Genomic DNA, 23,920 nt, shown 5'->3' on the forward strand with positions numbered 1-23,920 from the left:
ACTGTTCAGGGTGAGGAAAACCTCACCCTTTTTACATTTGAGGTTTTATGTCTGTGGTAATCAGCGATGCCTGGCGCCAGCGTTTTGGCGGCACGGCACGTCTCTATGGTGAAAAAGCCCTGCAGCTGTTTGCGGATGCGCACGTCTGCGTCGTGGGCATTGGTGGTGTGGGGTCGTGGGCGGCAGAAGCGCTGGCGAGAACCGGTATTGGCGCAATCACGCTGATTGATATGGATGACGTGTGCGTCACCAACACCAACCGTCAAATCCATGCCCTGCGTGATAGCGTCGGCCTGGCAAAATCTGAGGTCATGGCGGAACGTATTCGCCTGATTAACCCGGAATGTCGGGTCACGGTGATTGATGATTTTGTGACGGCAGATAACGTCGCCGAATACATGAGCAAAGGCTATAGCTATGTGATTGACGCCATCGACAGCGTGCGTCCCAAAGCGGCGCTGATCGCGTACTGTCGTCGTTACAAGGTTCCACTGGTGACCACCGGCGGCGCGGGCGGGCAAATCGATCCGACGCAGATCCAGGTGGCCGATCTGGCGAAAACGATCCAGGATCCGCTGGCGGCCAAGCTGCGTGAACGCCTGAAGAGCGACTTTAACGTCGTGAAGAACAGCAAAGGCAAGCTGGGCGTTGACTGCGTGTTCTCGACCGAAGCGCTGGTCTACCCGCAGGCGGATGGTTCAGTCTGCGCGATGAAAAGCACGGCGGAAGGGCCAAAACGAATGGATTGCGCCTCAGGCTTTGGTGCGGCCACCATGGTGACCGCTTCCTTTGGCTTTGTGGCGGTGTCTCACGCCCTGAAGAAGATGATGGCGAAGGCGGAACGTCAGGCCTGAGCCTGACGTGCGGCATCCTGCACGGCTTCGCTTAGTGCGATAAGGCCCTGACCGCGCGAGGCGCTCAGCTGCGCGCGCAGTCCCAGCTCATCAAAGAGCGCCAGCGGCGAGCGCGTCAGCAGCTCCGCCGCGCTTTTTCCCTCGATGGCGGTTAACAGTACCGCCAGCAGCCCGCGTACGATACGCCCTTCGCTGTCGCCGAAGAAGTGCAGCTTCTCGCCAGTTACGCTTACGCCCAGCCAGACGCGGTTCTCACAGCCTGCAATCTCTTTTGCCTGCGCTTTAAGTTCGTCAGACAGGGTCGGTAGTTGCTTACCGAGAAGGATAAGCTGGCGATATTTATCCTCCCACTGCGAAAGCGGGGCGAAGGTCTGCTTTAAGGTCTCTTCTGTGATGACGGTGCCAAACGGATGTCCGGCTAAATCTGCGTGAGTCATTAATCCACCAGTATTTCAAGGGCGCGATCGACGGCGGCAACCAGCGCGTCGACGTCGTTTTGCGTATTATACGGCGCAAACGAGGCGCGCAGCGTACCGCTCACGCCAAGCGCCGCCAGAAGCGGCTGGGCGCAGTGCTGGCCGGCGCGCAGGGCAATGCCATACCCGGCCAGCAGCGTCACCATGTCGCTATGATGCACGCCCGCAAAATCAAAGGCGAGCAGGCTCGAGTCCTGCACGCGGAACGAGCGGAAACCCGGGCGCTTTTTGAGTTCTTCCTCTGCCAGCGTCGCCAGTCCCCGGCTCCAGCTTTCAGCCTGAACAATGTCTGTTTCAGCCAGCCACTCGAGCGCGGCGCTCAGGCCAATGACGCCGGCCACGTTCGGCGTCCCCGCCTCAAGACGGTAAGGTATTTCCTGAGTTTTAAAGCCCTCGAAGGTTACTTCGGTAATCATTTTGCCGCCGCCAAGCCACGGCGTCATTTGCGCCAGCAGTTCCGGTTTACCGTACAGCGCCCCGATACCGGTTGGCCCGTAGAGCTTATGTCCTGAGAAGGCATAAAAATCGATATCAAGCGCCTGCACGTCGGCCGGGAAATGCACCACGCCCTGCGCGCCGTCGACCATCACGACCATGCCGCTGGCATGCGCGATGCGAATGGCCTGCGCCAGGTCCGGGCAGCCGCCGGTAACGTTCGACATCTGCCCGAGCGCCAGAATGCGGCTGCGGGGAGTAATCAGCTCTGGTAGGCGGGCCACGTCGGGCAGAAGGTCTGAACCCAGAGGGAGTTTCACCACGCGTGCACCCGTTTGCTCAGCCACCATCAGCCACGGCACCAGGTTGGCGTGATGTTCCGCCTCGCTGACGATGATTTCGTCGTCCGGCTGAAGGAGTGGGCGTGCGTAGCACTGGGCCACCATATTGATGGCCTCGGTGGTGCCGCGCGTCCAGACGATGTTTTTCCCGCTTTCGGCATTGATCAGGCGCGCGACCTGATCGCGTGCGGCTTCATAGCGCGCGGTTAATCGCTGCGCTTCGGCAAACTGGCTGCGATGCACGTTGCCGGCGCTCAGGCTGTAGAACTGCTGCGTCGCCTCAATCACCGCCTGTGGCTTAAGGGCGGTGGCGGCGCTATCAAGGTAAATACCGGCATCGGCCAGCGCCGGAAACTGGGCGCGGAACTGCGCAGGACTGAAAGCGTTCATGGGATTCCTCATATCAATAATGCGATCGTCGCGCAATTTCAGCGGCAGGGCAAGGAGGTTGATATCTATCAGAATTGTCTGCTTATCCATATGACCCTGAAAAAGCAGGTTATGCTAAATAGTGTTAGGCGGATGTTTTAGCCTGTTATAAATCGAGGTTTGAATAGCATTAATTGCTAAAGGAGAATAATCATGAATAAGACAGCTGCAATCATTTCTGCCTGTGCGTTTACTTTTGCCCTGAGCGCCTGTTCTGGTAACAACTACGTCATGCACACCAACGATGGTCGTTCCATCGTTTCGGAAGGGAAACCGACAACCGATAACGATACCGGGATGATTTCATACAAAGATGCTAACGGGAACAAGCAGCAGATCAACCGCACGGACGTGAAAGAGATGAAAGAGATCGAGCATTAACAGATCGATAAGCAAAAAAAAGCACCGCAAATTGGCGGTGCTACATTAATCACTATGGACAGACAGGGTAAATGTACAGGAAGTGAAAAATTGGTAGCGTTGCTACCGTGGTCTGAATCGCAGACCAATTGCAAACACAACAACACAACATCACAACCGTAAGCCAAAAGCCCTTCAGAACACGCATTCCGAAAAAAGCTCTTCGTTCCGGCTCAGGAAGTGCCGCCACTATAGGTATTTGCTGGTAGTTCCTCAACGGACAAATTATAATGGCTCAGATAAAAAAAACTAATAGGTTAAACGTTGTTTCCTGTTTGTTAAAATCCGTTAACATCTAAGCCAGATAACCATGTCAAAGCGATTGCCACCCCTCAATGCATTACGTGTTTTTGATGCAGCAGCACGTCACCTGAGCTTTACCCGCGCAGCAGATGAGCTTTTTGTGACACAGGCCGCAGTAAGTCACCAAATCAAGTCTCTGGAGGATTTTCTGGGCCTTAAGCTGTTTCGCCGACGCAACCGTTCGTTGCTGTTGACCGAAGAGGGGCAGAGCTATTTTCAGGATATTAAAGAGATTTTTTCCCAGCTAACTGAAGCCACGCGCAAGCTTCAGGCCCGCAGTGCAAAAGGTGCCCTGACTGTCAGTTTATTGCCCAGTTTTGCCATTCAATGGCTGGTGCCGAGACTCTCAAGCTTTAACTCAGCTTATCCGGGGATCGACGTTCGAATCCAGGCGGTGGATCGTCAGGAAGACAAGCTGGCCGATGATGTGGACGTCGCTATTTTTTATGGTCGCGGTAACTGGCCGGGCTTGCGCGTCGAGAAATTATACGCAGAATATCTCCTGCCGGTCTGTTCTCCGCTGCTGCTAACGGGCGATAAGGCGCTGAAATCACCCGCTGACCTGGCTAAGCATACGCTTTTGCATGATGCTTCTCGCCGCGACTGGCAAACTTATACCCGTCAATTAGGTCTTACTCATATAAACGTGCAGCAGGGACCCATTTTTAGCCACAGTGCGATGGTGTTACAGGCTGCCATTCACGGGCAGGGCGTGGCGTTGGCGAACAACGTGATGGCGCAGTCCGAAATTGAGGCAGGCCGTCTGGTTTGCCCTTTTAATGATGTACTGGTCAGCAAGAATGCGTTTTATCTGGTTTGTCATGACAGTCAGGCAGAACTGGGTAAAATAGCCGCTTTCCGGCAGTGGATACTGGCGAAGGCGGCAAGCGAGCAAGAAAAATTCCGCTTCAGGTATGAACAATAACGTTTGTGTGCCGGGCACGCATCAATTCAGGACTTAAACATGACCAGCCGATTCATGCTGATTTTTGCCGCGGTGAGTGGCTTTATTTTTGTTGCACTGGGCGCTTTTGGCGCACATGTTTTAAGCAAGTCTTTGGGCGCAGTTGAGATGGGCTGGATCCAGACCGGCCTTGAATATCAGGCGTTCCATACGTTGGCTATTTTTGGGCTGGCGGTGGCGATGCAGCGCCGTATCAGCATCTGGTTTTACTGGAGCAGCGTCTTTCTGGCGCTGGGCACGGTGCTTTTCAGCGGCAGCCTTTACTGTCTGGCACTTTCGCATTTACGCCTGTGGGCGTTTGTTACACCTGTCGGCGGCGTCAGCTTCCTGGCGGGTTGGGTATTAATGTTTATCGGAGCTATCCGTCTGAAACGCAAGGGCGTTGTTCATGAATAAGGTTGTTTTATATTGTCGCCCGGGGTTTGAGAAAGAGTGCGCCGCGGAAATTACCGATAAAGCGGCGAAGCGCGAAGTCTTCGGCTTTGCCCGCGTGAAAGAGAACGCGGGCTATGTGGTATTCGAATGCTATCAACCTGAAGATGCAGATAAGCTGGCGCGCGAACTGCCGTTCAGCTCATTGATCTTCGCCCGCCAGATGTTTGTTGCGGGCGAGCTGCTGAAGGATCTTCCGCCGGAAGATCGCATCACGCCAATCGTCGGCATGCTGCAGGGCGTGGTGGAGAAGGGCGGCGATCTGCGCGTTGAAGTCGCGGATACCAACGAAAGCAAAGAGCTGATGAAGTTCTGTCGCAAGTTTACCGTGCCGCTGCGCGCGGCGCTGCGCGATGCGGGCGTGCTGACGAACTACGAAACGCCGAAGCGTCCGGTGGTGCATATCTTCTTTATTGCGCCGGGCTGCTGCTATACAGGCTACTCGTATACCACCAACAACTCTCCATTCTTTATGGGCATCCCGCGCCTGCGCTTCCCGGCCGATGCGCCAAGCCGATCCACCCTGAAGCTGGAAGAGGCGTTCCACGTCTTTATCCCGGCGGATGAGTGGGATGAGCGTCTGGCAAACGGCATGTACGCCGTCGATCTCGGCGCGTGCCCGGGGGGCTGGACCTATCAGCTGGTGAAACGCAATATGTGGGTCTCCTCTGTCGATAACGGCCCTATGGCGCAAAGCCTGATGGACACCGGGCAGGTTACCTGGCTGCGTGAAGATGGCTTCCGCTATCGCCCGAACCGTAACAACATCTCGTGGATGGTCTGCGATATGGTTGAGAAACCGGCAAAAGTGGCCGCGCTGATGGCCTCCTGGCTGGTGAACGGCTGGTGTCGCGAGACGATTTTCAACCTCAAGCTGCCGATGAAAAAGCGCTACGAAGAAGTGTCGCAGAACCTGGCCTATATTCAGGAGCAGATGGACGAACACGGTATTAACGTGGTCATTCAGGCGCGTCAGCTGTATCACGATCGTGAAGAGGTGACGGTGCATGTTCGTCGCTGGTGGGCGGCCGTGGGTGGGCGTCGCGACGAGCGATAGTGCGTGCTTTGTTTTGCCCGGTGGCGCTGCGCTTACCGGGCCTACAGAAAAGCGTTAACGCTCTAATCTCAACTGCTGTAAATTCCCGTCCAGCTGCAAATCCGTCTGTAGCGTCGCCACATCCCGGCAGATAAACGCCATCTCTTTATGCGCTTCCAGCTTTTTGCGCCATTTTTCCGGTACCTCATCCAGCCTGGCGTATATCCCCTCCAGGCTCTGAAAATCCGTCAGTAGCTGGGCGGCGCTCTTCGGCCCTATGCCCGCCACCCCCGGTACCTTCGAACTACTTATCCCCGCCAGCCCCCAGTAGTCGGGCAGCTGCTCAGGCGAGACGCCAAACTCACCGGCGATGAAGGGGGCGTCAAGCCAGCGTTTCTGGAAGTAATCGCGGATACGGATCGTGGGAGAGAGGAGCTGACAGTAGCCTTTATCGGTTGAGACGATTGTCGCCTGATGCCCGGCGCTGGCAATCTTTACCGCAAGCGTAGCCGCCAGGTCATCAGCCTCATTGCCGTGCGCGCCCCAGCAGGGGACACCGCGTTGTTCAAAGGCGGCGCGGATAACGGGCATTTCGGCATGCAGGTCGTCCGGCATTGGTGCACGTCCTGCCTTATAGTCCGGGAGGCGCTGATGCCGCCAGCCGCTGTTACGCGCTTCGTCATCAAACACGGCCACGGCATGCGTCGGTTCGCTGTGGCGGATAAGTTGCTCCAGCGCGTGCAGGCAGGTGTCCGTACAGGGCGTGCCCTGTACCGCATGGATCCGGCGAATCAGGTTGAGCGCGTCGACGATAAGCAAATGAACAGCCACAGATAATCTCCCTTAAATCTAATGGGTAAAGGGTATCACTGTCGGCAGGAGGAAACGAATAGCGTGAGGGAAAACAGGAAGAAGCCTCGCAAAACGAGGCTTCCTGAGAGGCTTAATCGCAGGTAACGATCTTCATCGCCAGGCCGCCGCGAGAGGTTTCGCGGTATTTGGCGTTCATATCTTTACCGGTTTCATACATGGTTTCGATAACCTTATCGAGACAGACGCGCGGCTCGCTGGTGCGGCGCAGCGCCATACGCGCCGCGTTCACCGCCTTCACGGAGGCAATCGCATTACGCTCGATGCACGGTACCTGTACTTGTCCGGCTACCGGGTCACAGGTCAGCCCCAGGTTGTGCTCCATGCCAATTTCGGCCGCGATGCACACCTGCGCCGGACTTGCGCCCAGGAGCTCTGCCAGGCCCGCCGCCGCCATGGAGCAGGCCACGCCGACTTCACCCTGACAGCCCACTTCCGCACCGGAAATGGACGCGTTCATCTTGTACAGGGAACCAATCGCGCTGGCGACCAGCAGGTAGCGCGCCAGAGAGTTCGCGTTCACTTCACGAATAAACTTGTCGTAGTACGCCAGCACTGCCGGAACAATGCCGCAGGCACCGTTGGTCGGTGCTGTCACAACGCGGCCGCCTGCGGCGTTCTCTTCGTTCACCGCCAGGGCGAACATGTTGATCCAGTCCACAACGGCCATCGGGTCCGTGGTCGTTTTGTCGGTGCTGACCAGCATACGGCGCAGTGCAGCCGCACGACGCGGCACGCGAAGCTTGCCCGGCAGAACGCCTTCGGTGGTGATGCCGCGCTCAATGCCGCCGCGCATCACTTCCCAGACGCTGGTGAAGTGCTGTTCCAGCTCTTCTTTACTGTGCAGGGCCAGCTCGTTTTTCATCATCAGGCCGGAGAGGGACAGGCCCGTCTCCTGGCAGTGACGCTGGAGGTCTGCCGCCGTTTTGTACGGATACGGCACCTCGACAGATGAGTTATCGGTTTGACCAAAGTGGTCTTCGTCGACGATAAAACCGCCGCCGATAGAGTAGTAAGTCTGGCTGTATACCGCTTTGTCGCCGGCCAGCGCAGTGATACGCATACCGTTTTCGTGCAGCGACAGGTTGTCCGCATGGAAATTCATGCAGTGGTCAACCGGGAATTCCACTTCGTGTTCGCCGTTTGCCAGCAGCAGGCGACCGTGGGTGTTGACGTCCTGGATGAAGCCAGGGATCGCATCAATATCAACGGTATCCGGCAGGTTTCCCGCCAGGCCCATGATAATGGCGATATCGGTATGGTGGCCTTTCCCGGTCAGGGAAAGCGAGCCGTACACATCGACAACCACGCGGGTGATGTCGTGCAGGATGCCGCGTGCAATCAAGTCATCCGTGAACTGCTTACCGGCTTTCATTGGTCCGACGGTGTGAGAGCTGGAAGGACCAATACCGATTTTGAAGATATCGAATACGCTAATCATGATGCGTCCATTGCTTTCAGTCAGAGAGGAAGGAGTGCGCCGTCCGGAGACGGCGCGGGTGATAATCAGAACATGGTGTACAGGGAGTAGAAGATCGCAGAGATTGCGATAAGCCCCATGATAACCACAAAGACGTTGCTTACATGACCGCTGTACTTACGCATAGCAGGGACTTTCTGAATCGCGTACATCGGCATCAGGAACAGAATCATCGCGATGATCGGGCCGCCCAGGGTTTCGATCATGCCCAGGATGCTTGGGTTCAGCGTTGCTACCGCCCAGGTGGTAAGCAGCATGAACAGCGCAGTGATTTTGTTCAGCTTGTTGATTTCAATGCTCTTGCCTTTACCGCGCAGAGATTTAATCACCATACCGTTGAAGCCTTCACGCGCGCCCAGATAGTGGCCGAGGAAGGATTTGGTGATAGCGATAATCGCGATAATAGGTGCCATCCACGCAATAACCGGTGCGTTAAAGTGGTTCGCCAGGTAAGACAGAATAGAGATGTTCTGCTCTTTCGCTGCCGCCAGATCCGCCGGAGAGAGGCTCAGTACGCAGCTGAAGACGAAGAACATAACGGTCAGTACCATCATGATGTGAGCGCGTGCCAGGATGCTGGAGCACTTCTTCTCTGCGCCATTACCGTACTCTTCACGTTTCGCAACGGCGAAGGAAGAGATGATTGGGGAGTGGTTGAAGGAGAAGACCATTACCGGAATCGCCAGCCAGAGGGTCATCAGCAAGCCGTTACCGGTTGCAGATGCGCTGCTCAGGGACAGGGTTTCCAGCGCTGCACCGTTCCACTGTGGGATCAGGTAGCAGGCCAGCACCATCAGTGCAATCACGAACGGGAACACCAGCACGCTCATCGCTTTCACGATCATCTGCTCACCGAAGCGCACGATGGTCATCATGCCCACAATCAGGATCAGAGACAGAATGGCACGCGGAGGCGGCGTCATGTGCAGCTGGTGCGCCATGAAGCTTTCTACGGTGTTGGTGATCGCCACGCTGTAAACCAGCAGGATTGGGTAAATCGCGAAGAAGTAGAGCAGGGTAATCAGTTTACCTGCGCCAACGCCGAAATGTTCTTCAACGACTTCGGTGATGTCTTCGCCCGGATTTTTACCGGACAGCACGAAGCGGGTCAGACCGCGGTGTGCGAAGAAGGTCATCGGGAAAGCAATGATAGCCATGATGATCAGCGGGATCAGACCGCCGACGCCTGCGTTGATAGGAAGGAACAGTACACCAGCGCCGATTGCTGTGCCGTAAAGGCCAAGCATCCACATGGTATCCGTTTTGCGCCAACCACTTCGGGATTCAATCGAAGCAACGGTGCTGGTTTGAGTGGTTTCCATCTGTATCTCCTGGAGGAAGCGAATTGTCAGGCTTTTTAGTCAAATCCGATGAAAAAGTGCCTGACGGTAATATGAAATTCGTTCAGTGACGGTTTTTTAATAATTTTCACCCGTAACTATTGGCGGGCGGAAAGATACATTCTAGTTATGAATCTATCAGTGATCCTGATCCCAAATGCAATAATCCACTTATGATGTGGGCATCTTTAGACCATTTATCTGTTAAAAAAACATCAAAGAGAATTTACGGGCGCGAAGGCTACCACTAACGACATGTGGGCTGAAAGACAGGCCCGCGATATAGGTGTCTTTGGCTGTAAAGAAATGGGTTTTTAGTATTTTCTGGCAGGTAATTTGGATTAAGGCTGATAATTTACGGTTGTTAAAACCAGGTAATCGTTTGCGTTTGTGAAAAAATTGTAAAAGACATAAGTGATGGCTATGAATTGCTTCAGTAATAAAAAAAGCCGGGACGCACGACAGGGCGGCCCGGCTTTGGTGAGACGCTGCTGAGCGTTATGTGCAGATTTCGTAGCAAGGAATATAGGCTGAGCCTGGGAGCTTCATGCGGTGCTGAGCGACGAAGCCCTGCAGCATGTCATCCATACGGCGCATCATCTCCGGGTCGCCGTGGATCTTGTACGGACCGTACTGCTCAATTGCGCGGATGCCGACTTCTTTGACGTTGCCCGCCACAATCCCGGAGAAGGCGCGACGCAGATCGGCCGCCAGGACTTCCACCGGCTGGTCCGGGTAGAGTTTCAGGTTCGCCATATTCTCGTGCGATGGCTCAAACGGGATCTGCAGGTCCGGCGCAATACGGATGGACCAGTTAAAGCTGTAGGCATCGCCAGTATCACGGCGGTTCTCTTTCACCAGCGGCATCGCTTTTTTCATCTGACGCGCCACTTCCGCGGCATCATCAATGATGATGCGATAGTGACGACGCGCGGCTTCGCCCAGCGTGTGCACGATAAACTCGTCAAGCACGCGGAAGTAGTCTGCGCTCTCTTTTGGCCCGGTCAGGATCAACGGCAGAACCTGATCTTTGTTGGCCGGGTTCATCAGAATCCCCAGCAGATAGAGCAGCTCTTCCGCTGTCCCTACGCCGCCCGGGAAGATGATAATGCCGTGTGCGATACGGACAAACGCCTCAAGACGTTTCTCGATATCCGGCATGATGATCAGCTCGTTTACCAGGGGGTTAGGTGGCTCAGCGGCGATGATAGACGGCTCGGTCATGCCGATAAACCGCCCCTCTTTATAACGCTGCTGCGCGTGCCCGACCGCCGCACCTTTCATGGGGGCTTCCATCGCACCCGGGCCACAGCCGGTACAGATATTCAGCTCGCGCAGGCCGAGCTGCGTCCCCACCCGACGGGCATAGAGATACTCGGTTTCGTTAATGGAGTGACCGCCCCAGCAAACGACCATGTTCGGCGCTTCGCCGACGTGCAGGGCGCGGGCGTTGCGCAAAATAGAGAACACCAGGTTGGTAATATGGACCGAGCTTTCCAGGTCGAGATGCTGGAAACGTCCTGCGTTGTGGATCTGCCCGTTAACAAACAGGATGTCACGCAGCACGGCAAACAGGTTAGCCTGAAGTGAACGAATGATGCGTCCATCGACGAAAGCGTCTTCCGGCGGGTTGATGACTTCAAGCTTCACGCCACGCTCGCGGCGCAGCACGTTGATATCAAAGCTTTCGAAGCGGGACAGCAGTTCTTTACTGTTATCTGTCAGGCTTCCGGAGTTCAGTACGGCAAGTGAACAGTTACGAAACAGTTGATAAAGATCGCTGCTGGCCGTGCGTTTAAGCATGTCCACTTCCAGCTGCGACAACATATCCATTGAGCCAAGCGGGCTAATATGTGTAATCAAGTGAGCTCCTTACGGGACGATTATCGTCTTTCCCTGTTGATTACAATAGCCCTGCCGCGTGACGTTTCACAACCTAAAGCGCGGAAGATACCGCGCATATTGTGAAAATATTTATATTACTGGCGTACCAGCCGACCCGTCGCAGGGACAAAGTCGGTATTGGTCCGCCACGGGTTGATATCCAGACCGCCGCGGCGGGTATAGCGCGCGTAAACGCTCAGTTTTTCTGGCTGGCAGAAACGCTGAATATCGCTAAAGATGCGCTCCACGCACTGTTCGTGGAATTCGTTGTGGTGGCGGAACGACACCAGATAGCGCAGCAGCTTTTCCCGGTCGATTTTCGGGCCGCGGTACTGGATCTGCACTGAACCCCAGTCTGGCTGGTGGGTAATCAGGCAGTTGGACTTCAGCAGATGGCTGACCAGCGTCTCTTCGACCACCTTTCCGCTTGCCGCGTTTTCGAGGTAATCGGCGCTGAATTCATAATTCTCCACCTCAATATCCTGATCGTCGATGCAGGTTCCGTTGAAGTGGGCAATCGGCTGGCCCTCCAGCTCGTGCAGGCGATACAGTGAAACGCTCACCTTGCCCTGTGCGCAGGCGCTTAAGTCGCGCTCCAGCGTGTGCTGAACGTCGTCCCAGCTGTTGAACTTAGTCTGGTTAAAGCTGTTGAGATAGAGTTTGAAGCTTTTGGATTCCACCAGATTCTGGCTGGCGTAATCCAGCTCAACGTGGCCCACCGCCACCTGCGGCAGCCCGCGCGCGTTGAGCCACGAGAGTTCGTACAGCGTCCAGATATCACCGCCGACAAAGGGCAGCGAGTCCGCATGCAGGCCCAGAGGATCGCGATTCAGGCTACGCGGCACGCCCTGCAGCAGGCTTGCATCGTAGGTATCGCGGTAGTCGGTCGATTTACCCAGCGTTAAGCCGGTTAACGCCTGATGATTTTCGTAAGACATGTTTCATAGCCACTTTACAGGTACACTTATGCCCTGAGTTTATCCTGTCTGACAAGAAGAGAGAAATCGGTGGACATCGAAACGGCAAATGCCCTTACTACCTTCACAACCCGCTATTGCGACGCATGGCATGAAAAGCAGGGCACGTGGCCGCAAAGCGCTGATTTATATGGCGTACCCTCGCCGTGCATTATCTCTTCATCTGACGATTACGTTATCTGGCAACCAAAGCCCAATGCCTGTGCGCAAAATGTAAATGCGGTTGAACGGGCGATGGACCTTGTGGTACAACCAGCGGTTCATGCGTTTTATGCCACGCAGTTTGCAGGGGACATGCCCGCGCGATTTGCTGATATCACGCTGACGCTGTTGCAGACCTGGAGCGAAGACGATCTGCAGCGTGTTCAGGAAAACCTGATTGGTCATCTGGTCACGCAAAAACGCCTTAAGCTTTCTCCGACGCTCTTTATCGCCACACTCGACAGCGAACTGGACGTTATCTCCGTCTGTAACCTGTCCGGCGAAGTCATTAAAGAGACTATCGGCACCCGCAATCGCGAGACCCTCGCCCCCTCACTTGCGGATTTCCTTACCCGACTTGAGCCACTTCTGTAATCCATGATGCTACAGCGCGTGTGAGAGATCTCTTACAAGGTTTGTGAGAGATCGCTGGAACATTCAGTATCGCCTCATTTAATTAAGATTAATATCACACTGTTTTTCAATGGATTACTAGTTATTAACCGCACTTTTAGGAATTTCTGACGGCTTACAACCCTGACAGGGTGGGTTGTAAGACGAAGCGGAATAGCGGATTCTATCTCCGTCGACAGGAAGCCGACACGAGAAACGAACATCAGGATGATGGCGTTTCTTACTCAGGACTCGTCAGGATGGCGCTGCAGGAAGGCTTCAGGATGAAGCAAGCGGATAACGCAGGATGCGTAAGGGACACCTCCAGGAAGGAGAACGAGAACCGGTCAGGATGGTCGGTGGGTCAGGAAGACCAGGACGTTTCAGGATGAAACAAACACGTCAGGAAGATGTGTGCAGGATGCACAGGTTTACGGATAACCAGGCCTTCGGGCTTCAGGAAAAGTTGTCACGGATGAGCAGGGAGCACGAATTGTAGCTGGAATGCTGCGAAACGAACCGGGAGCACTGTTTTTACAGTGCTCCCTTTTTTTATTTCTGCCTTCCGCAATGCTATGCTGCGCGCCGTTCACTTTTTCAGTTGAGGTTACCATGACGCAACACGATAGCGTTCGTGCTCAGTTGCACGCCATCGAAGCCCTTTTGCGCCAACATCAGCTGTGGCAGGAGACCGCGCCGCAGCCAGAAGCGTTCGCGAGCACCCAGCCCTTCTGCCTGGATACGCTGGCCCCGTTCGAGTGGCTGCAGTGGGTGTTAATTCCGCGCATGCACGCCCTGCTTGAGGGCGGTCATCCGCTGCCGCAGGCGTTTGCTGTCTCTCCCTATTATGAAATGGCGCTGGAGGCGACGCACCCCGCGCGCGACGTGATGCTGGCCGAACTGGAAAAACTGGATGCCCTGTTTGCCGGTGAAGATGCATGACGCTTGAGATCCTCTATCAGGACGAGTGGCTGGTGGCGGTGAACAAACCGTCAGGCTGGCTGGTGCACCGAAGCTGGCTGGATCGCGACGAGAAAGTGGTGGTGATGCAAACGGTGCGCGACCAGATTGGTCAGCATGTTTTTACCGCCCATCGTCTCGACAGGCCGACCTCCGGCGTGCTGCTGATGGGGCTGTCCAGCGAAGCTGGCCGTTTGCTGTCGCAGCAGTTCGAACAGCACCAGATCCAGAAACGCTACCACGCAATCGTCCGCGGCTGGCTGACAGACTCCGCCACGCTGGACTACCCGCTGGTGGAGGAGCTGGACAAAATCGCCGATAAATTTGCCCGCGATGGCAAAGGTCCGCAGCCCGCAGTGACGGATTATCGCGGCATGGCGACGACCGAAATGCCGGTGGCCACCAGCAAATTTCCGACCACACGCTACAGCCTGGTTGAGCTTTTGCCCAAAACCGGGCGTAAGCACCAGCTGCGACGCCATCTTGCGCATCTGCGTCACCCAATTATTGGCGACAGCAAACATGGGGATTTGCGTCAGAACCGCAGTGCTGCCGAGCATTTCGGCTGCGGCCGTCTGATGTTACACGCGAGCGAGCTCAGCCTGACGCACCCGTTTACCGGCGAACCGCTGACTATCCGCGCGGGGCTGGACGACGTCTGGATGCAGGCGCTGTCACAGTTTGGCTGGATGGGGCAACTCCCCAAAAATGAAAGGGTTGAGTTTATACCGGGCAACGTTCAGGATGAACGGTAAGCGCATTCATTATGGGAAAATTACATGGCTGAAGTAGGCATTTTTGTCGGCACAATGTACGGCAACTCGCTGCTGGTAGCGGAAGAGGCTGAGGCAATACTCGCCAGCCAGGGTCATAAAGCCACGGTCTATGAAGATCCAGAACTGGCAGACTGGGAAAAGTATAAAGATAAATACATTCTGGTGGTGACCTCCACCACCGGGCAGGGCGATCTACCGGACAGCATCGTGCCCCTGTTCCAGGGCATTAAGGACCAGCTTGGCTATCAGCCGGACGTGCACTACGGCATCATTGCCCTCGGCGACAGCTCTTACGCCAACTTCTGCGGCGGCGGAAAGCAGTTCGATGCGCTTCTGCAGGAGCAGAGCGCCCAGCGCGTCGGCGAGATGCTGCTGATTGACGCGGGTGAACACCCTGAACCCGAAAGCGAATCGAACCCGTGGGTGGAGAACTGGGCCTCACTTCTCAAATAACGCTCTGCCCGGCGGCGCTTCGCTTACCCGGGCCTACGGGTTTTCCAGAGGCCGGGTCAGGCGGAACCGCCACCCGGCAATACACCCCGCACCAAACGCCAATTCCGTGAACCACCTTCCACTATCCTGGGCTTATGCCATAAACAACCTCTCATACACCCTTAAATACTGTGTTTCTGCACGGTGAGGTGAAGAGGCACTCCTTCATATACTTTCCCGGTCACTATAAAACGGCTTCAGCCGTACCAAAACGACAAACACAAATCTCATTCTGATTACCCTACGGTGCTGTACAGAGTGAACCTGGCGAAAGCTATGTTTCAGGAGTGCAACAATGAGTACATTAAGCCACGCAGCGAGCGGCGCTGAAAAGCGCACCAATGCCCGCTACTGGATAGTGGTGATGCTGTTTATCGTCACGTCCTTTAACTATGGTGACCGCGCCACGCTGTCGATTGCGGGCTCGGAAATGGCAAAAGATATCGGCCTTGATCCCGTGGGCATGGGTTACGTTTTCTCCGCATTCTCATGGGCCTACGTCATCGGCCAAATTCCTGGCGGCTGGCTGCTGGACCGCTTTGGCTCTAAGCGCGTCTATTTCTGGTCCATCTTTATCTGGTCGATGTTTACCCTGTTGCAGGGCTTCGTCGATATCTTCAGCGGCTTCGGCATTATCGTGGCGCTCTTCACGCTGCGCTTCCTGGTGGGTTTAGCGGAAGCACCTTCCTTCCCGGGCAACAGCCGCATTGTGGCGGCATGGTTCCCGGCGCAGGAGAGGGGAACGGCGGTAGCGATTTTCAACTCCGCACAGTACTTCGCAACGGTGATTTTCGCGCCAATCATGGGCTGGCTGACGCATGAGGTGGGTTGGTCGCACGTCTTCTTCTTCATGGGCGGGCTTGGGATCGTCATCAGCTTCGTCTGGCTGAAAGTGATCCACGAACCCAACCAGCATCCTGGCGTGAACAAAAAAGAGCTGGAGTACATCGCGGAAGGCGGAGCGCTGATCAACATGGATCAGAAATCCGCAAAAGCAAAAGTCCCGTTCAGCCAGAAATGGGCGCAGATCAAACAGCTCGTCGGTTCGCGCATGATGATCGGCATCTATCTGGGCCAATACTGTATTAACGCCTTAACCTACTTTTTCATCACCTGGTTCCCGGTGTACCTCGTGCAGGCTCGCGGCATGTCGATTCTGAAAGCGGGATTTGTTGCCTCAGTTCCGGCAATCTGCGGCTTCGTCGGTGGCGTGCTCGGCGGGGTGATTTCCGACTGGCTGATGCGCCGTACGGGGTCACTGAACATCGCGCGTAAAACGCCGATTGTGCTCGGCATGCTGCTCTCCATGACCATGGTGTTCTGTAACTACGTCAGCGCGGAGTGGATGATTATCGGCTTTATGGCGATGGCCTTCTTCGGTAAAGGCATTGGCGCGCTGGGCTGGGCGGTGATGGCGGATACGGCGCCGAAGGAGATCAGCGGCCTGAGCGGCGGCCTGTTCAACATGTTCGGCAACATCTCCGGCATTGTGACGCCAATTGCTATCGGTTACATCGTCGGCACGACCGGCTCTTTCAACGGTGCGCTGATTTACGTAGGTGTGCATGCGCTGGTGGCGGTACTGAGCTACCTGGTGCTGGTGGGAGATATTAAACGCGTCGAACTTAAACCTGTTGCGGAGCGTGGATGATGACAACGCAATCGAGCCCAACCGTCACGGAGATGAAGGTCATTCCGGTGGCCGGGCAGGACAGCATGCTGCTCAACATTGGCGGTGCCCATAACGCCTGGTTCACCCGTAATATCGTCGTGCTGACAGACAGCGCAGGGCATACCGGCGTGGGCGAAGCGCCAGGCGGAGAGGTGATTTACCAGACGCTGGTCGACGCCATTCCGCAGGTGGTGGGCCAGGAAATTGCCCGCCTGAACAAGGTGGTTCAGCGGGTACATAAGGGCAATCAGTCGGCAGATTTTGATACGTTCGGTAAAGGTGCCTGGACGTTCGAACTGCGCGTCAACGCCGTCGCCGCGCTGGAGGCGGCCCTGCTCGATTTACTGGGCCAGGCGCTGAATGTCCCGGTCTGCGAGCTGCTGGGGCCTGGCAAACAGCGCGATGCGGTGACGGTGCTGGGGTACCTGTTCTATATCGGCGATCGCACTAAAACCGACCTGCCCTATCTGGAATCTACCACGGGCAGCCACGAGTGGTATCAGCTGCGCCATCAGGAGGCGCTCTCCAGGGAGGCCGTGGTCCGGCTGGCCGAGGCCGCGCAGGATCGCTACGGCTTTAAGGATTTCAAGCTGAAGGGCGGCGTGCTGCCCGGCGAGCAGGAGATTGAAACGGCCCGGGCGCTGAAGAAGCGCTTCCCGGATGCGCGCATCACCGTTGACCCTAACGGCGCATGGCTGCTGGATGAAGCGATTAGCCTGTGCAAAGGGCTGGGGGATGTCCTGACCTATGCGGAAGACCCCTGCGGCGCGGAGCAGGGCCTTTCGGGCCGCGAAGTGATGGCCGAGTTCCGTCGTGCCACCGGGCTGCCGGTGGCGACCAATATGATCGCTACTAACTGGCGCGAAATGGGCCATGCGGTGATGCTCAACGCCGTCGACATTCCGCTGGCGGATCCACACTTCTGGACGCTCTCGGGCGCGGTGCGTGTAGCGCAGCTGTGCGATGAGTGGGGCCTGACCTGGGGCTGTCACTCGAATAATCATTTCGACATTTCGCTGGCGATGTTTACCCACGTTGGCGCGGCAGCGCCGGGTAACCCGACCGCCATCGACACCCACTGGATTTGGCAAGAGGGGGAAGCCCGCCTGACGAAAAATCCGCTGGAAATCAAAAATGGCAAGATTGCCGTACCGGATGCACCGGGCCTGGGCGTGGAGCTTGACTGGGATCAGATCCATAAGGCCCATGAGGCGTATAAAAAATTGCCGGGCGGCGCGCGTAACGACGCGGGCCCGATGCAGTACCTTATTCCCGGCTGGACATTTGACCGTAAGCGCCCTGTTTTTGGACGTCACTGATAAAAGGATTGAACGATGAGTACTTTTTCTACCCCTGTAGTCACCGCCATGCAGATCGTTCCGGTTGCGGGCCATGACAGCATGTTGATGAACCTGAGCGGCGCGCATGCGCCATTCTTTACCCGCAATATTGTGATTATTAAAGACAATGCCGGCCATACCGGCGTGGGTGAAATTCCGGGCGGGGAGAAGATCCGCAAAACGCTGGAAGATGCCATTCCGCTGGTGGTGGGCAAAACGCTGGGTGAGTACAAAAATGTTCTCAATACCGTGCGCAATACCTTTGCCGATCGCGATGCCGGTGGCCGTGGCCTGCAGACCTTCGATCTGCGCACCACAATCCACGTGGTGACCGGTATTGAATCCGCCATGCTGGATCTGCTGGGCCAGCATCTGGGCGTTAACGTTGCGTCGCTGTTGGGCGAAGGGCAGCAGCGCAGCGAGGTCGAAATGCTGGGCTATCTGTTCTTTGTCGGCGACCGCAAGCTGACGCCGTTGCCGTATCAAAGCCAGCCGGACGATCAATACGACTGGTACCGGCTCCGCCACGACGAGGCGATGACCCCGGATGCGGTGGTACGTCTGGCTGAGGCCGCGTACGAAAAATATGGCTTCAATGATTTCAAACTGAAGGGCGGCGTGCTGGCAGGGGAAGAAGAGGCGGAAGCCGTCACCGCGCTGGCAAAACGTTTCCCGCAGGCGCGCGTAACGCTCGATCCGAACGGGGCCTGGTCCCTTAATGAAGCGATCGCGATCGGCAAGCAGCTGAAAGGCGTGCTGGCCTACGCGGAGGATCCGTGCGGGGCTGAGCAAGGCTTCTCTGGCCGGGAAGTGATGGCGGAATTCCGTCGCGCCACGGGGCTGCCGACCGCGACGAATATGATTGCCACCGACTGGCGTCAGATGGGACACACCCTGTCATTACAGTCTGTCGACATTCCGCTGGCTGACCCGCACTTCTGGACGATGCAGGGGTCGGTGCGCGTGGCGCAGATGTGCCACGAGTTTGGCCTGACCTGGGGCTCGCACTCCAACAACCACTTCGACGTGTCGCTGGCGATGTTCACTCACGTTGCCGCCGCCGCGCCGGGCAAGATTACCGCTATCGACACGCACTGGATCTGGCAGGAAGGTAACCAGCGCCTGACCAAAGCGCCGTTTGAGATAAAGGGGGGCATGGTGCAGGTGCCTTCAACGCCGGGATTGGGGGTTGAGCTGGATATGGACCAGGTCATGAAGGCTCACGAGCTGTATCAAAAACACGGCCTGGGCGCACGCGACGACGCGATGGCGATGCAGTATCTGATCCCGGACTGGACATTCGACAATAAACGCCCGTGCATGGTACGATAAACGCATTGGGACCGCTCCCACAAGCGGTCTTTTACGTGGTGTATGCTTAACGTAACGACTATGCGTAAGGATGGCTTATGAAAATTGTTATCGCACCGGACTCGTATAAGGAAAGTTTGAGTGCGCTTGAGGTTGCGACAGCGATAGAGCGTGGTTTTCGCGAGATCTTTCCCGAGGCGGTTTACGTCAAACTGCCGGTCGCGGACGGTGGCGAAGGGACGGTTGAGGCGATGATCGCGGCAACGCAGGGACGCATTGTACATGTTCCGGTGACCGACCCGCTGGGTGAGCGCGTGGAAGGGTTTTATGGCTTATCCGGTGACGAGCAGAGTGCTTTTATTGAAATGGCGGCTGCAAGCGGCCTGGAGTTGGTCGTCCCTTCGCAGCGTAATCCTCTGAAAACGACCTCCTGGGGCACGGGCGAACTTATTCGTCACGCGCTGGACGCAGGCGTTAAGCATATCATTATTGGCATTGGCGGCAGTGCGACCAATGACGGTGGCGCAGGGATGGTGCAGGCGCTGGGGGCAAAGCTGCTGGACGACAGCGGGCAGCCCCTTGGACAGGGCGGAAGCGAGCTGGGAAAACTTGCCCGTATCGACCTGAGCGGGCTGGATAAACGTCTGGCGGAGTGCCGGATAGAAGTCGCCTGTGATGTGACGAATCCGCTCATCGGAAAGGATGGTGCGTCAGCCGTATTTGGCCCGCAAAAGGGGGCCACGCCTGAGATGATCGTTACCCTGGACAACGCGCTCGCACAGTATGCGAGAGTCATTGCGCGGGATCTGGATATCGATGTGCTAAACCTTGCTGGCGGCGGCGCGGCGGGTGGCATGGGGGCAGCGCTGTACGCCTTTTGCGGCGCGCAGCTGCGCCAGGGTATTGAGATCGTGACCGATGCGCTACACCTGGCCGACCAGGTGGCCGATGCGGATCTGGTGATCACGGGAGAAGGTCGCATCGACAGCCAGACGATCCACGGTAAAGTCCCGGTGGGCGTGGCGAAAGTGGCAAAACGCTTTAACAAACCCGTCATCGGCATTGCGGGTAGCCTGACGGCGGACGTTGGCGTGGTACACGATCACGGGATTGATGCGGTGTTTAGCGTCATCTACACCATCTGCTCGCTGGAAGATGCGCTGGAAAATGCCAGCGAGAACGTCAGAATGACCGCAAGGAATATCGCGGCGGTGCTTAAAGTCGGACAGGGGATGTAGTTCTCCTTCTCCCTGTGGGCTGAGGGATCCCCGGTAATTTTTTTAACCGGAAGCTGTGAATGTTGCTTCAGGAAAATGAATGGTTTACAGCGATGTCCTGGTCCGGCTGTAAATCGCCGAAGCGTTTCCGTAGGGCCGGGGCGAGGCGCAGGGATGCGCCGAGAGGGCGTGGCCTGCAGGGATGCAGGCTCATGCCCGACCCGATAGTCTGAAGGAATAAGCTGAGGGCACCGCGAAGCGGCGATTTACCGCCGGGAGCCCGGGTCGCCAGAGTGGTGGCGATTGAGCCACCCTGGCACGTTCACAGTCCATGCGGTTACAGAGTAGCAAGGAACATAAAGTGAACGGAATTACCTCCACAACTGTATGTTCCCCCTCACCCCAGCCCTCTCCCTCAAGGGAGAGGGGGTCGTCCGTGCAGGCATTATTTTGTGGAGAACCCTCAGCCTTGTGGGAGAGGGGCGGGGTGAGGGCATCAGGCCGCACCTGCAATTGTAGGCCCAGTAAGCGTAGCGCCACCGGGCTTTTACCTCAGTTCCCTAACACCCTCATCGCTTCCCGCGTCACGTTATCCATCTCATCCAGCAGCTCCAGAAACTCCGGTTCAAGCTCCGATTCCGGGGTACCTGCACGCAGCTGCTGCTCCAGCAGCTGGCAGAGGTTTTTCAGCCGCGGTACGCCGCTGTACCCACAGCTACCGTGCAGCTTGTGGATCGCCTCCAGCAGTTCTTCCGGGTTTTCACCCACCAGCTGCTCCTCAACCTTGTTGCGAATTTCCGGTAGAAACGCGACCAGCATTTGCAGCATTTCGCGGGCCAAATCGGGTTTGCCTGCCGCCTGACGCAGCGCGAGCTGCCAGTCAAAGGTCGCGTTCTGATTGACGCTGATTTCAACCGGCTCACTGGACACCGTGTACGTCCCGCCAATATGACCCGGCTTATAGCGCAACAGCAGGTTATGAAGCTTCTCTTCATCGATTGGCTTCGCCAGATAGTCATTCATCCCGGCGCTCAGCAGCTTCTCTTTCTGGCCGGCCATCGCATGCGCGGTGACCGCAATAACCGGGGTTTGCTGCTGGTGCGGCAGCTGGTGGATCAGCTCACAGGCCCGAATGCCATCCATGCCCGGCATCTGAATATCCATCAGGATTAAATCGAACTGCATCTGCTTAGCCTGTTCAACCGCCTGCGCGCCGCTGGTGCACAGCTCAACGTGCTGAACCTGGTCCTCAAGCAATGCGCCAATGAGCTTCAGGTTTGCCGGATTATCATCCACCGCCATTACGCTCATCGGTAATTTTTGCTCGTCGTTAATCAGCGGGAGGGCATGCTGGCTAAGACGGCAGTACTCCGTGAGCGCGGGCAGCAGGCGGGTCGAGGTGAGCGGTTTAAGCAGACACGCGGCGGCCCCGTCATTTTTCAACTCTTCTGCATTGAGCTGGGCGTGGCAAGGCAGCGCCAGCAGCAGATAGTCGGTCATCGACGCGGCTTTCGCCAGCCGCTCCTGCTGCATGGTCAGTTCGCCGGTGAAGGTAACCGGGATCCCCATCAGCAGAATGTCGTAATGCTCAACGGCAAGGGCTGAGAAGGTAGGGCTGTAGACCACCTCCAGCGGCGTGGTGCTTAAGATATCGAGCGCGCACTGCGCTGCCGCCGCGTTCGGTTCAACGTAAGCAAGACGCTTGCCTTTCAGGCAGTCCGTCACCGGGCCATCGGTCAGCACGTTCGGATTGAGGTCCAGATTAATGTGGAACCAGAAGGTTGAACCGCGGTTTGGCTGGCTGTGGAAAGAGATATCGCCGCCCATCTCGTTCACCAGCCGCTGCGTGATCACCAGCCCCAGGCCGGTACCGCCATGACGGCGGGATATGCTGGCGTCCGCCTGACGGAACGCCTGGAACAGACGCGACTGATCCCGCTCCGGAATACCGATACCGGTATCGCGGATTTGAACTTCAATCTGGACCTTATTGCTGCTGATGGAGCGTTTCTCTACCAGAATGTCGATGTTACCGCTTTCGGTGAATTTAATGGCGTTCCCGACAAGGTTGGTAATGACCTGCTGCAGGCGCAGCGGATCGCCAATGACGTTATCCGGCACGTCGTTTTTAATATTGAGCGTCAGCTCAAGGCCTTTGTCGTGCGACGAGTGAGCGAGCAGCGTCACCACTTCATCAAGCGTGCTGCGCAGCGGGAACGGAATGCTTTCCAGGATAAGCTTGCCCGCTTCCAGCTTGGAGAAGTCCAGCACGTCGTTAATGATTGCCAGCAGGTTGTTGGCCGAGCGTTCAATGGTGTGCAGATGGTCGCGCTGCGTAGGGTTCAGCTCGCTTTTCAGGGTCAGGCGGGTAAAGCCGATCACGCCGTTGAGCGGCGTACGCAGCTCGTGCGACATATTGGCAAGGAATTCAGATTTAATACGCGCGGCTTCCTGAGCGCGCTTTTTCGCAAGATCCAGCTCAACGTTCTGAATCTCCATCTGCTCGAGCGTTTCGCGCAGGTCGGACGTGGCCTGGTCGACGTTATGCTGCATCTCTTCGTGGTACGCCGCCAGCGACATCGCCATCGAGTTGATGCCGTTTTTCAGCATATCCAGCTCGCCCAGCATAAATCCTTCCACGCGGCTGTCGAGCTGTCCCCGGCGGATGCGGTCAACCGTGTTGACCATGTTGCGGATAGGCCCCGTCACGTCGCGCATCAGACGCCAGCCGAAGATGAGCGCGATACCAATGCAGAACAGCATCATTACGCCAGAGATAAAGATTTCTTTGTATTGCTGCAGTCGGACCGACTTGAGATCCAGCTCCAGCGCCACATATCCCAGCATGTTATCGCTGGATTTGGCGTCAGATTGCGCGGACTCATCGGGTGAATAGCTTTCCGAAACGATCGGCGTGCGCAGAATCATGATATCGCCGCGCCGCAGCACGGTGAGGTGGCGTGGGAATGGCGTACCGTCCGGGATCTTCAGGGCAGCCGGATCGAGATGAAAATTCGAGGTCACAAACAGGCGGTTATGTTCATCGTACACGGAGATGGCGCGGACGATGTCCGAGTGACGGCGGTGGAGTACGCTGATTAATTGACCAATGGATTCGCGGTTTTGCAGGTTCATACCGTACTCGCTGGAGACGGCAAGCGGTTCGATAATGCTGGCTCCCGCATCTTCAAGCTGTCGCTGCAAATCGTTATAGCGGTGCACCACAAAGAAGATACTCAGCAGCAAACCGATGAGAACGGTGGGGGCGAGGATCAAAATCATCATGCGCGCGCGCAGGCTGTAGTTGGTCATGGCGT

Annotated in this window: 21 protein-coding genes; 13 read left to right on the plus strand and 8 right to left on the minus strand. The window is 56.5% G+C overall.

Annotated features, from left to right (window positions below):
• Positions 1 to 47 precede the first annotated feature (47 nt).
• Entirely contained in the window at positions 48 to 854 is an 807-nt protein-coding gene (tcdA, locus tag ABR39_RS17760; protein ID WP_008499651.1) for a tRNA cyclic N6-threonylcarbamoyladenosine(37) synthase TcdA, read from the plus strand.
• On the opposite strand, the gene csdE is transcribed toward tcdA, so the two are convergent.
• Complete coding sequence (csdE, locus tag ABR39_RS17765) at positions 845 to 1,291, minus strand: cysteine desulfurase sulfur acceptor subunit CsdE (RefSeq protein WP_047347997.1); 447 nt, start codon at positions 1,289 to 1,291, stop codon at positions 845 to 847. The genes tcdA and csdE overlap by 10 nt on opposite strands.
• Positions 1,291 to 2,496: a cysteine desulfurase CsdA gene (gene csdA / locus ABR39_RS17770; RefSeq protein WP_047348191.1), complete on the minus strand. Its 1,206-nt coding sequence runs from the start codon at positions 2,494 to 2,496 to the stop codon at positions 1,291 to 1,293. Before csdA ends, csdE begins: the two co-directional genes overlap by 1 nt.
• Positions 2,497 to 2,688: 192 nt before the next feature.
• On the opposite strand from csdA, the gene ABR39_RS17775 reads away from it, so the two are divergent.
• The 4 genes from ABR39_RS17775 to rlmM all read left to right on the plus strand — a co-directional run bounded on the left by ABR39_RS17775 (position 2,689) and on the right by rlmM (position 5,711).
• A complete protein-coding gene (locus ABR39_RS17775) occupies positions 2,689 to 2,916 on the plus strand; it encodes a YgdI/YgdR family lipoprotein (protein ID WP_008499648.1) in 228 nt (75 codons plus the stop codon).
• Positions 2,917 to 3,265: 349 nt separating this feature from the next.
• On the plus strand, positions 3,266 to 4,183 hold the full coding sequence (gene gcvA / locus ABR39_RS17780; protein ID WP_047347998.1) for a glycine cleavage system transcriptional regulator GcvA: 918 nt from the start codon (positions 3,266 to 3,268) through the stop codon (positions 4,181 to 4,183).
• A 39-nt stretch (positions 4,184 to 4,222) separates the two neighbouring features.
• Positions 4,223 to 4,618, plus strand: coding sequence for a DUF423 domain-containing protein (locus ABR39_RS17785; protein WP_008499646.1), 396 nt, complete (start codon positions 4,223 to 4,225; stop codon positions 4,616 to 4,618).
• Positions 4,611 to 5,711 carry a 23S rRNA (cytidine(2498)-2'-O)-methyltransferase RlmM gene (gene rlmM, locus ABR39_RS17790; RefSeq protein ID WP_047347999.1) on the plus strand — a complete coding sequence of 367 codons (1,101 nt, stop codon included), beginning with the start codon at positions 4,611 to 4,613 and terminating at the stop codon, positions 5,709 to 5,711. The genes ABR39_RS17785 and rlmM overlap by 8 nt, the downstream gene beginning before the upstream one ends.
• 54 nt (positions 5,712 to 5,765) lie before the next feature.
• Here rlmM and xni read toward each other — a convergent pair whose 3' ends face one another.
• The 5 genes from xni to queF form a co-directional block, all read right to left on the minus strand.
• Entirely contained in the window at positions 5,766 to 6,521 is a 756-nt protein-coding gene (gene xni / locus ABR39_RS17795) for a flap endonuclease Xni (protein ID WP_047348000.1), read from the minus strand.
• Positions 6,522 to 6,633: 112 nt separating this feature from the next.
• Positions 6,634 to 8,001, minus strand: a complete 1,368-nt coding sequence (sdaB, locus tag ABR39_RS17800) for an L-serine ammonia-lyase II (RefSeq protein ID WP_047348001.1) — start codon at positions 7,999 to 8,001, stop codon at positions 6,634 to 6,636.
• Between the two features lie 65 nt (positions 8,002 to 8,066).
• Positions 8,067 to 9,362, minus strand: coding sequence for an HAAAP family serine/threonine permease (locus tag ABR39_RS17805; protein ID WP_047348002.1), 1,296 nt, complete (start codon positions 9,360 to 9,362; stop codon positions 8,067 to 8,069).
• 516 nt (positions 9,363 to 9,878) lie between these two features.
• Positions 9,879 to 11,243, minus strand: coding sequence for a nucleotide 5'-monophosphate nucleosidase PpnN (gene ppnN / locus ABR39_RS17810; RefSeq protein WP_047348003.1), 1,365 nt, complete (start codon positions 11,241 to 11,243; stop codon positions 9,879 to 9,881).
• Between the two features lie 116 nt (positions 11,244 to 11,359).
• Complete coding sequence (queF, locus tag ABR39_RS17815; protein ID WP_047348004.1) at positions 11,360 to 12,202, minus strand: NADPH-dependent 7-cyano-7-deazaguanine reductase QueF; 843 nt, start codon at positions 12,200 to 12,202, stop codon at positions 11,360 to 11,362.
• 69 nt (positions 12,203 to 12,271) lie between these two features.
• Between queF and syd the strand changes: the two genes are divergently transcribed.
• The 8 genes from syd to ABR39_RS17855 all read left to right on the plus strand — a co-directional run bounded on the left by syd (position 12,272) and on the right by ABR39_RS17855 (position 20,624).
• On the plus strand, positions 12,272 to 12,817 hold the full coding sequence (syd, locus tag ABR39_RS17820; protein ID WP_047348005.1) for a SecY-interacting protein: 546 nt from the start codon (positions 12,272 to 12,274) through the stop codon (positions 12,815 to 12,817).
• 630 nt (positions 12,818 to 13,447) lie between these two features.
• Positions 13,448 to 13,777 (plus strand): YqcC family protein, encoded by a 330-nt coding sequence (locus ABR39_RS17825; protein ID WP_047348192.1) that lies wholly within the window; start codon positions 13,448 to 13,450, stop codon positions 13,775 to 13,777.
• Complete coding sequence (truC, locus tag ABR39_RS17830) at positions 13,774 to 14,550, plus strand: tRNA pseudouridine(65) synthase TruC (protein WP_047348006.1); 777 nt, start codon at positions 13,774 to 13,776, stop codon at positions 14,548 to 14,550. Before ABR39_RS17825 ends, truC begins: the two co-directional genes overlap by 4 nt.
• 24 nt (positions 14,551 to 14,574) lie before the next feature.
• Positions 14,575 to 15,024, plus strand: a complete 450-nt coding sequence (locus tag ABR39_RS17835) for a flavodoxin (RefSeq protein WP_023294459.1) — start codon at positions 14,575 to 14,577, stop codon at positions 15,022 to 15,024.
• Between the two features lie 334 nt (positions 15,025 to 15,358).
• Positions 15,359 to 16,714, plus strand: coding sequence for a galactarate/glucarate/glycerate transporter GudP (gene gudP, locus ABR39_RS17840; protein ID WP_023333247.1), 1,356 nt, complete (start codon positions 15,359 to 15,361; stop codon positions 16,712 to 16,714).
• A complete protein-coding gene (locus ABR39_RS17845) occupies positions 16,714 to 18,054 on the plus strand; it encodes an enolase C-terminal domain-like protein (protein ID WP_047348193.1) in 1,341 nt (446 codons plus the stop codon). Before gudP ends, ABR39_RS17845 begins: the two co-directional genes overlap by 1 nt.
• A 15-nt stretch (positions 18,055 to 18,069) precedes the next feature.
• Complete coding sequence (gene gudD / locus ABR39_RS17850) at positions 18,070 to 19,407, plus strand: glucarate dehydratase (RefSeq protein ID WP_047348007.1); 1,338 nt, start codon at positions 18,070 to 18,072, stop codon at positions 19,405 to 19,407.
• A 77-nt stretch (positions 19,408 to 19,484) separates the two neighbouring features.
• On the plus strand, positions 19,485 to 20,624 hold the full coding sequence (locus tag ABR39_RS17855) for a glycerate kinase (RefSeq protein WP_047348008.1): 1,140 nt from the start codon (positions 19,485 to 19,487) through the stop codon (positions 20,622 to 20,624).
• 531 nt (positions 20,625 to 21,155) lie between these two features.
• Here ABR39_RS17855 and barA read toward each other — a convergent pair.
• Positions 21,156 to 23,915 carry a two-component sensor histidine kinase BarA gene (gene barA, locus ABR39_RS17860; protein ID WP_047348009.1) on the minus strand — a complete coding sequence of 920 codons (2,760 nt, stop codon included), beginning with the start codon at positions 23,913 to 23,915 and terminating at the stop codon, positions 21,156 to 21,158.
• Positions 23,916 to 23,920 lie beyond the last annotated feature (5 nt).

The organism is Enterobacter genomosp. O (genome assembly GCF_001022965.1).
Taxonomy (GTDB): domain Bacteria; phylum Pseudomonadota; class Gammaproteobacteria; order Enterobacterales; family Enterobacteriaceae; genus Enterobacter; species Enterobacter cloacae_L.

Coding starts and splice junctions, on each gene's coding strand:
- tcdA (WP_008499651.1), top strand. CDS start 48: ATGTCTGTGGTAATCAGCGATGCCTGGCGCCAGCGTTTTGGCGGCACG.
- csdE (WP_047347997.1), bottom strand. CDS start 1,291: ATGACTCACGCAGATTTAGCCGGACATCCGTTTGGCACCGTCATCACA.
- csdA (WP_047348191.1), bottom strand. CDS start 2,496: ATGAACGCTTTCAGTCCTGCGCAGTTCCGCGCCCAGTTTCCGGCGCTG.
- ABR39_RS17775 (WP_008499648.1), top strand. CDS start 2,689: ATGAATAAGACAGCTGCAATCATTTCTGCCTGTGCGTTTACTTTTGCC.
- gcvA (WP_047347998.1), top strand. CDS start 3,266: ATGTCAAAGCGATTGCCACCCCTCAATGCATTACGTGTTTTTGATGCA.
- ABR39_RS17785 (WP_008499646.1), top strand. CDS start 4,223: ATGACCAGCCGATTCATGCTGATTTTTGCCGCGGTGAGTGGCTTTATT.
- rlmM (WP_047347999.1), top strand. CDS start 4,611: ATGAATAAGGTTGTTTTATATTGTCGCCCGGGGTTTGAGAAAGAGTGC.
- sdaB (WP_047348001.1), bottom strand. CDS start 8,001: ATGATTAGCGTATTCGATATCTTCAAAATCGGTATTGGTCCTTCCAGC.
- ABR39_RS17805 (WP_047348002.1), bottom strand. CDS start 9,362: ATGGAAACCACTCAAACCAGCACCGTTGCTTCGATTGAATCCCGAAGT.
- queF (WP_047348004.1), bottom strand. CDS start 12,202: ATGTCTTACGAAAATCATCAGGCGTTAACCGGCTTAACGCTGGGTAAA.
- ABR39_RS17825 (WP_047348192.1), top strand. CDS start 13,448: ATGACGCAACACGATAGCGTTCGTGCTCAGTTGCACGCCATCGAAGCC.
- truC (WP_047348006.1), top strand. CDS start 13,774: ATGACGCTTGAGATCCTCTATCAGGACGAGTGGCTGGTGGCGGTGAAC.
- ABR39_RS17835 (WP_023294459.1), top strand. CDS start 14,575: ATGGCTGAAGTAGGCATTTTTGTCGGCACAATGTACGGCAACTCGCTG.
- gudP (WP_023333247.1), top strand. CDS start 15,359: ATGAGTACATTAAGCCACGCAGCGAGCGGCGCTGAAAAGCGCACCAAT.
- ABR39_RS17845 (WP_047348193.1), top strand. CDS start 16,714: ATGACAACGCAATCGAGCCCAACCGTCACGGAGATGAAGGTCATTCCG.
- gudD (WP_047348007.1), top strand. CDS start 18,070: ATGAGTACTTTTTCTACCCCTGTAGTCACCGCCATGCAGATCGTTCCG.
- ABR39_RS17855 (WP_047348008.1), top strand. CDS start 19,485: ATGAAAATTGTTATCGCACCGGACTCGTATAAGGAAAGTTTGAGTGCG.
- barA (WP_047348009.1), bottom strand. CDS start 23,915: ATGACCAACTACAGCCTGCGCGCGCGCATGATGATTTTGATCCTCGCC.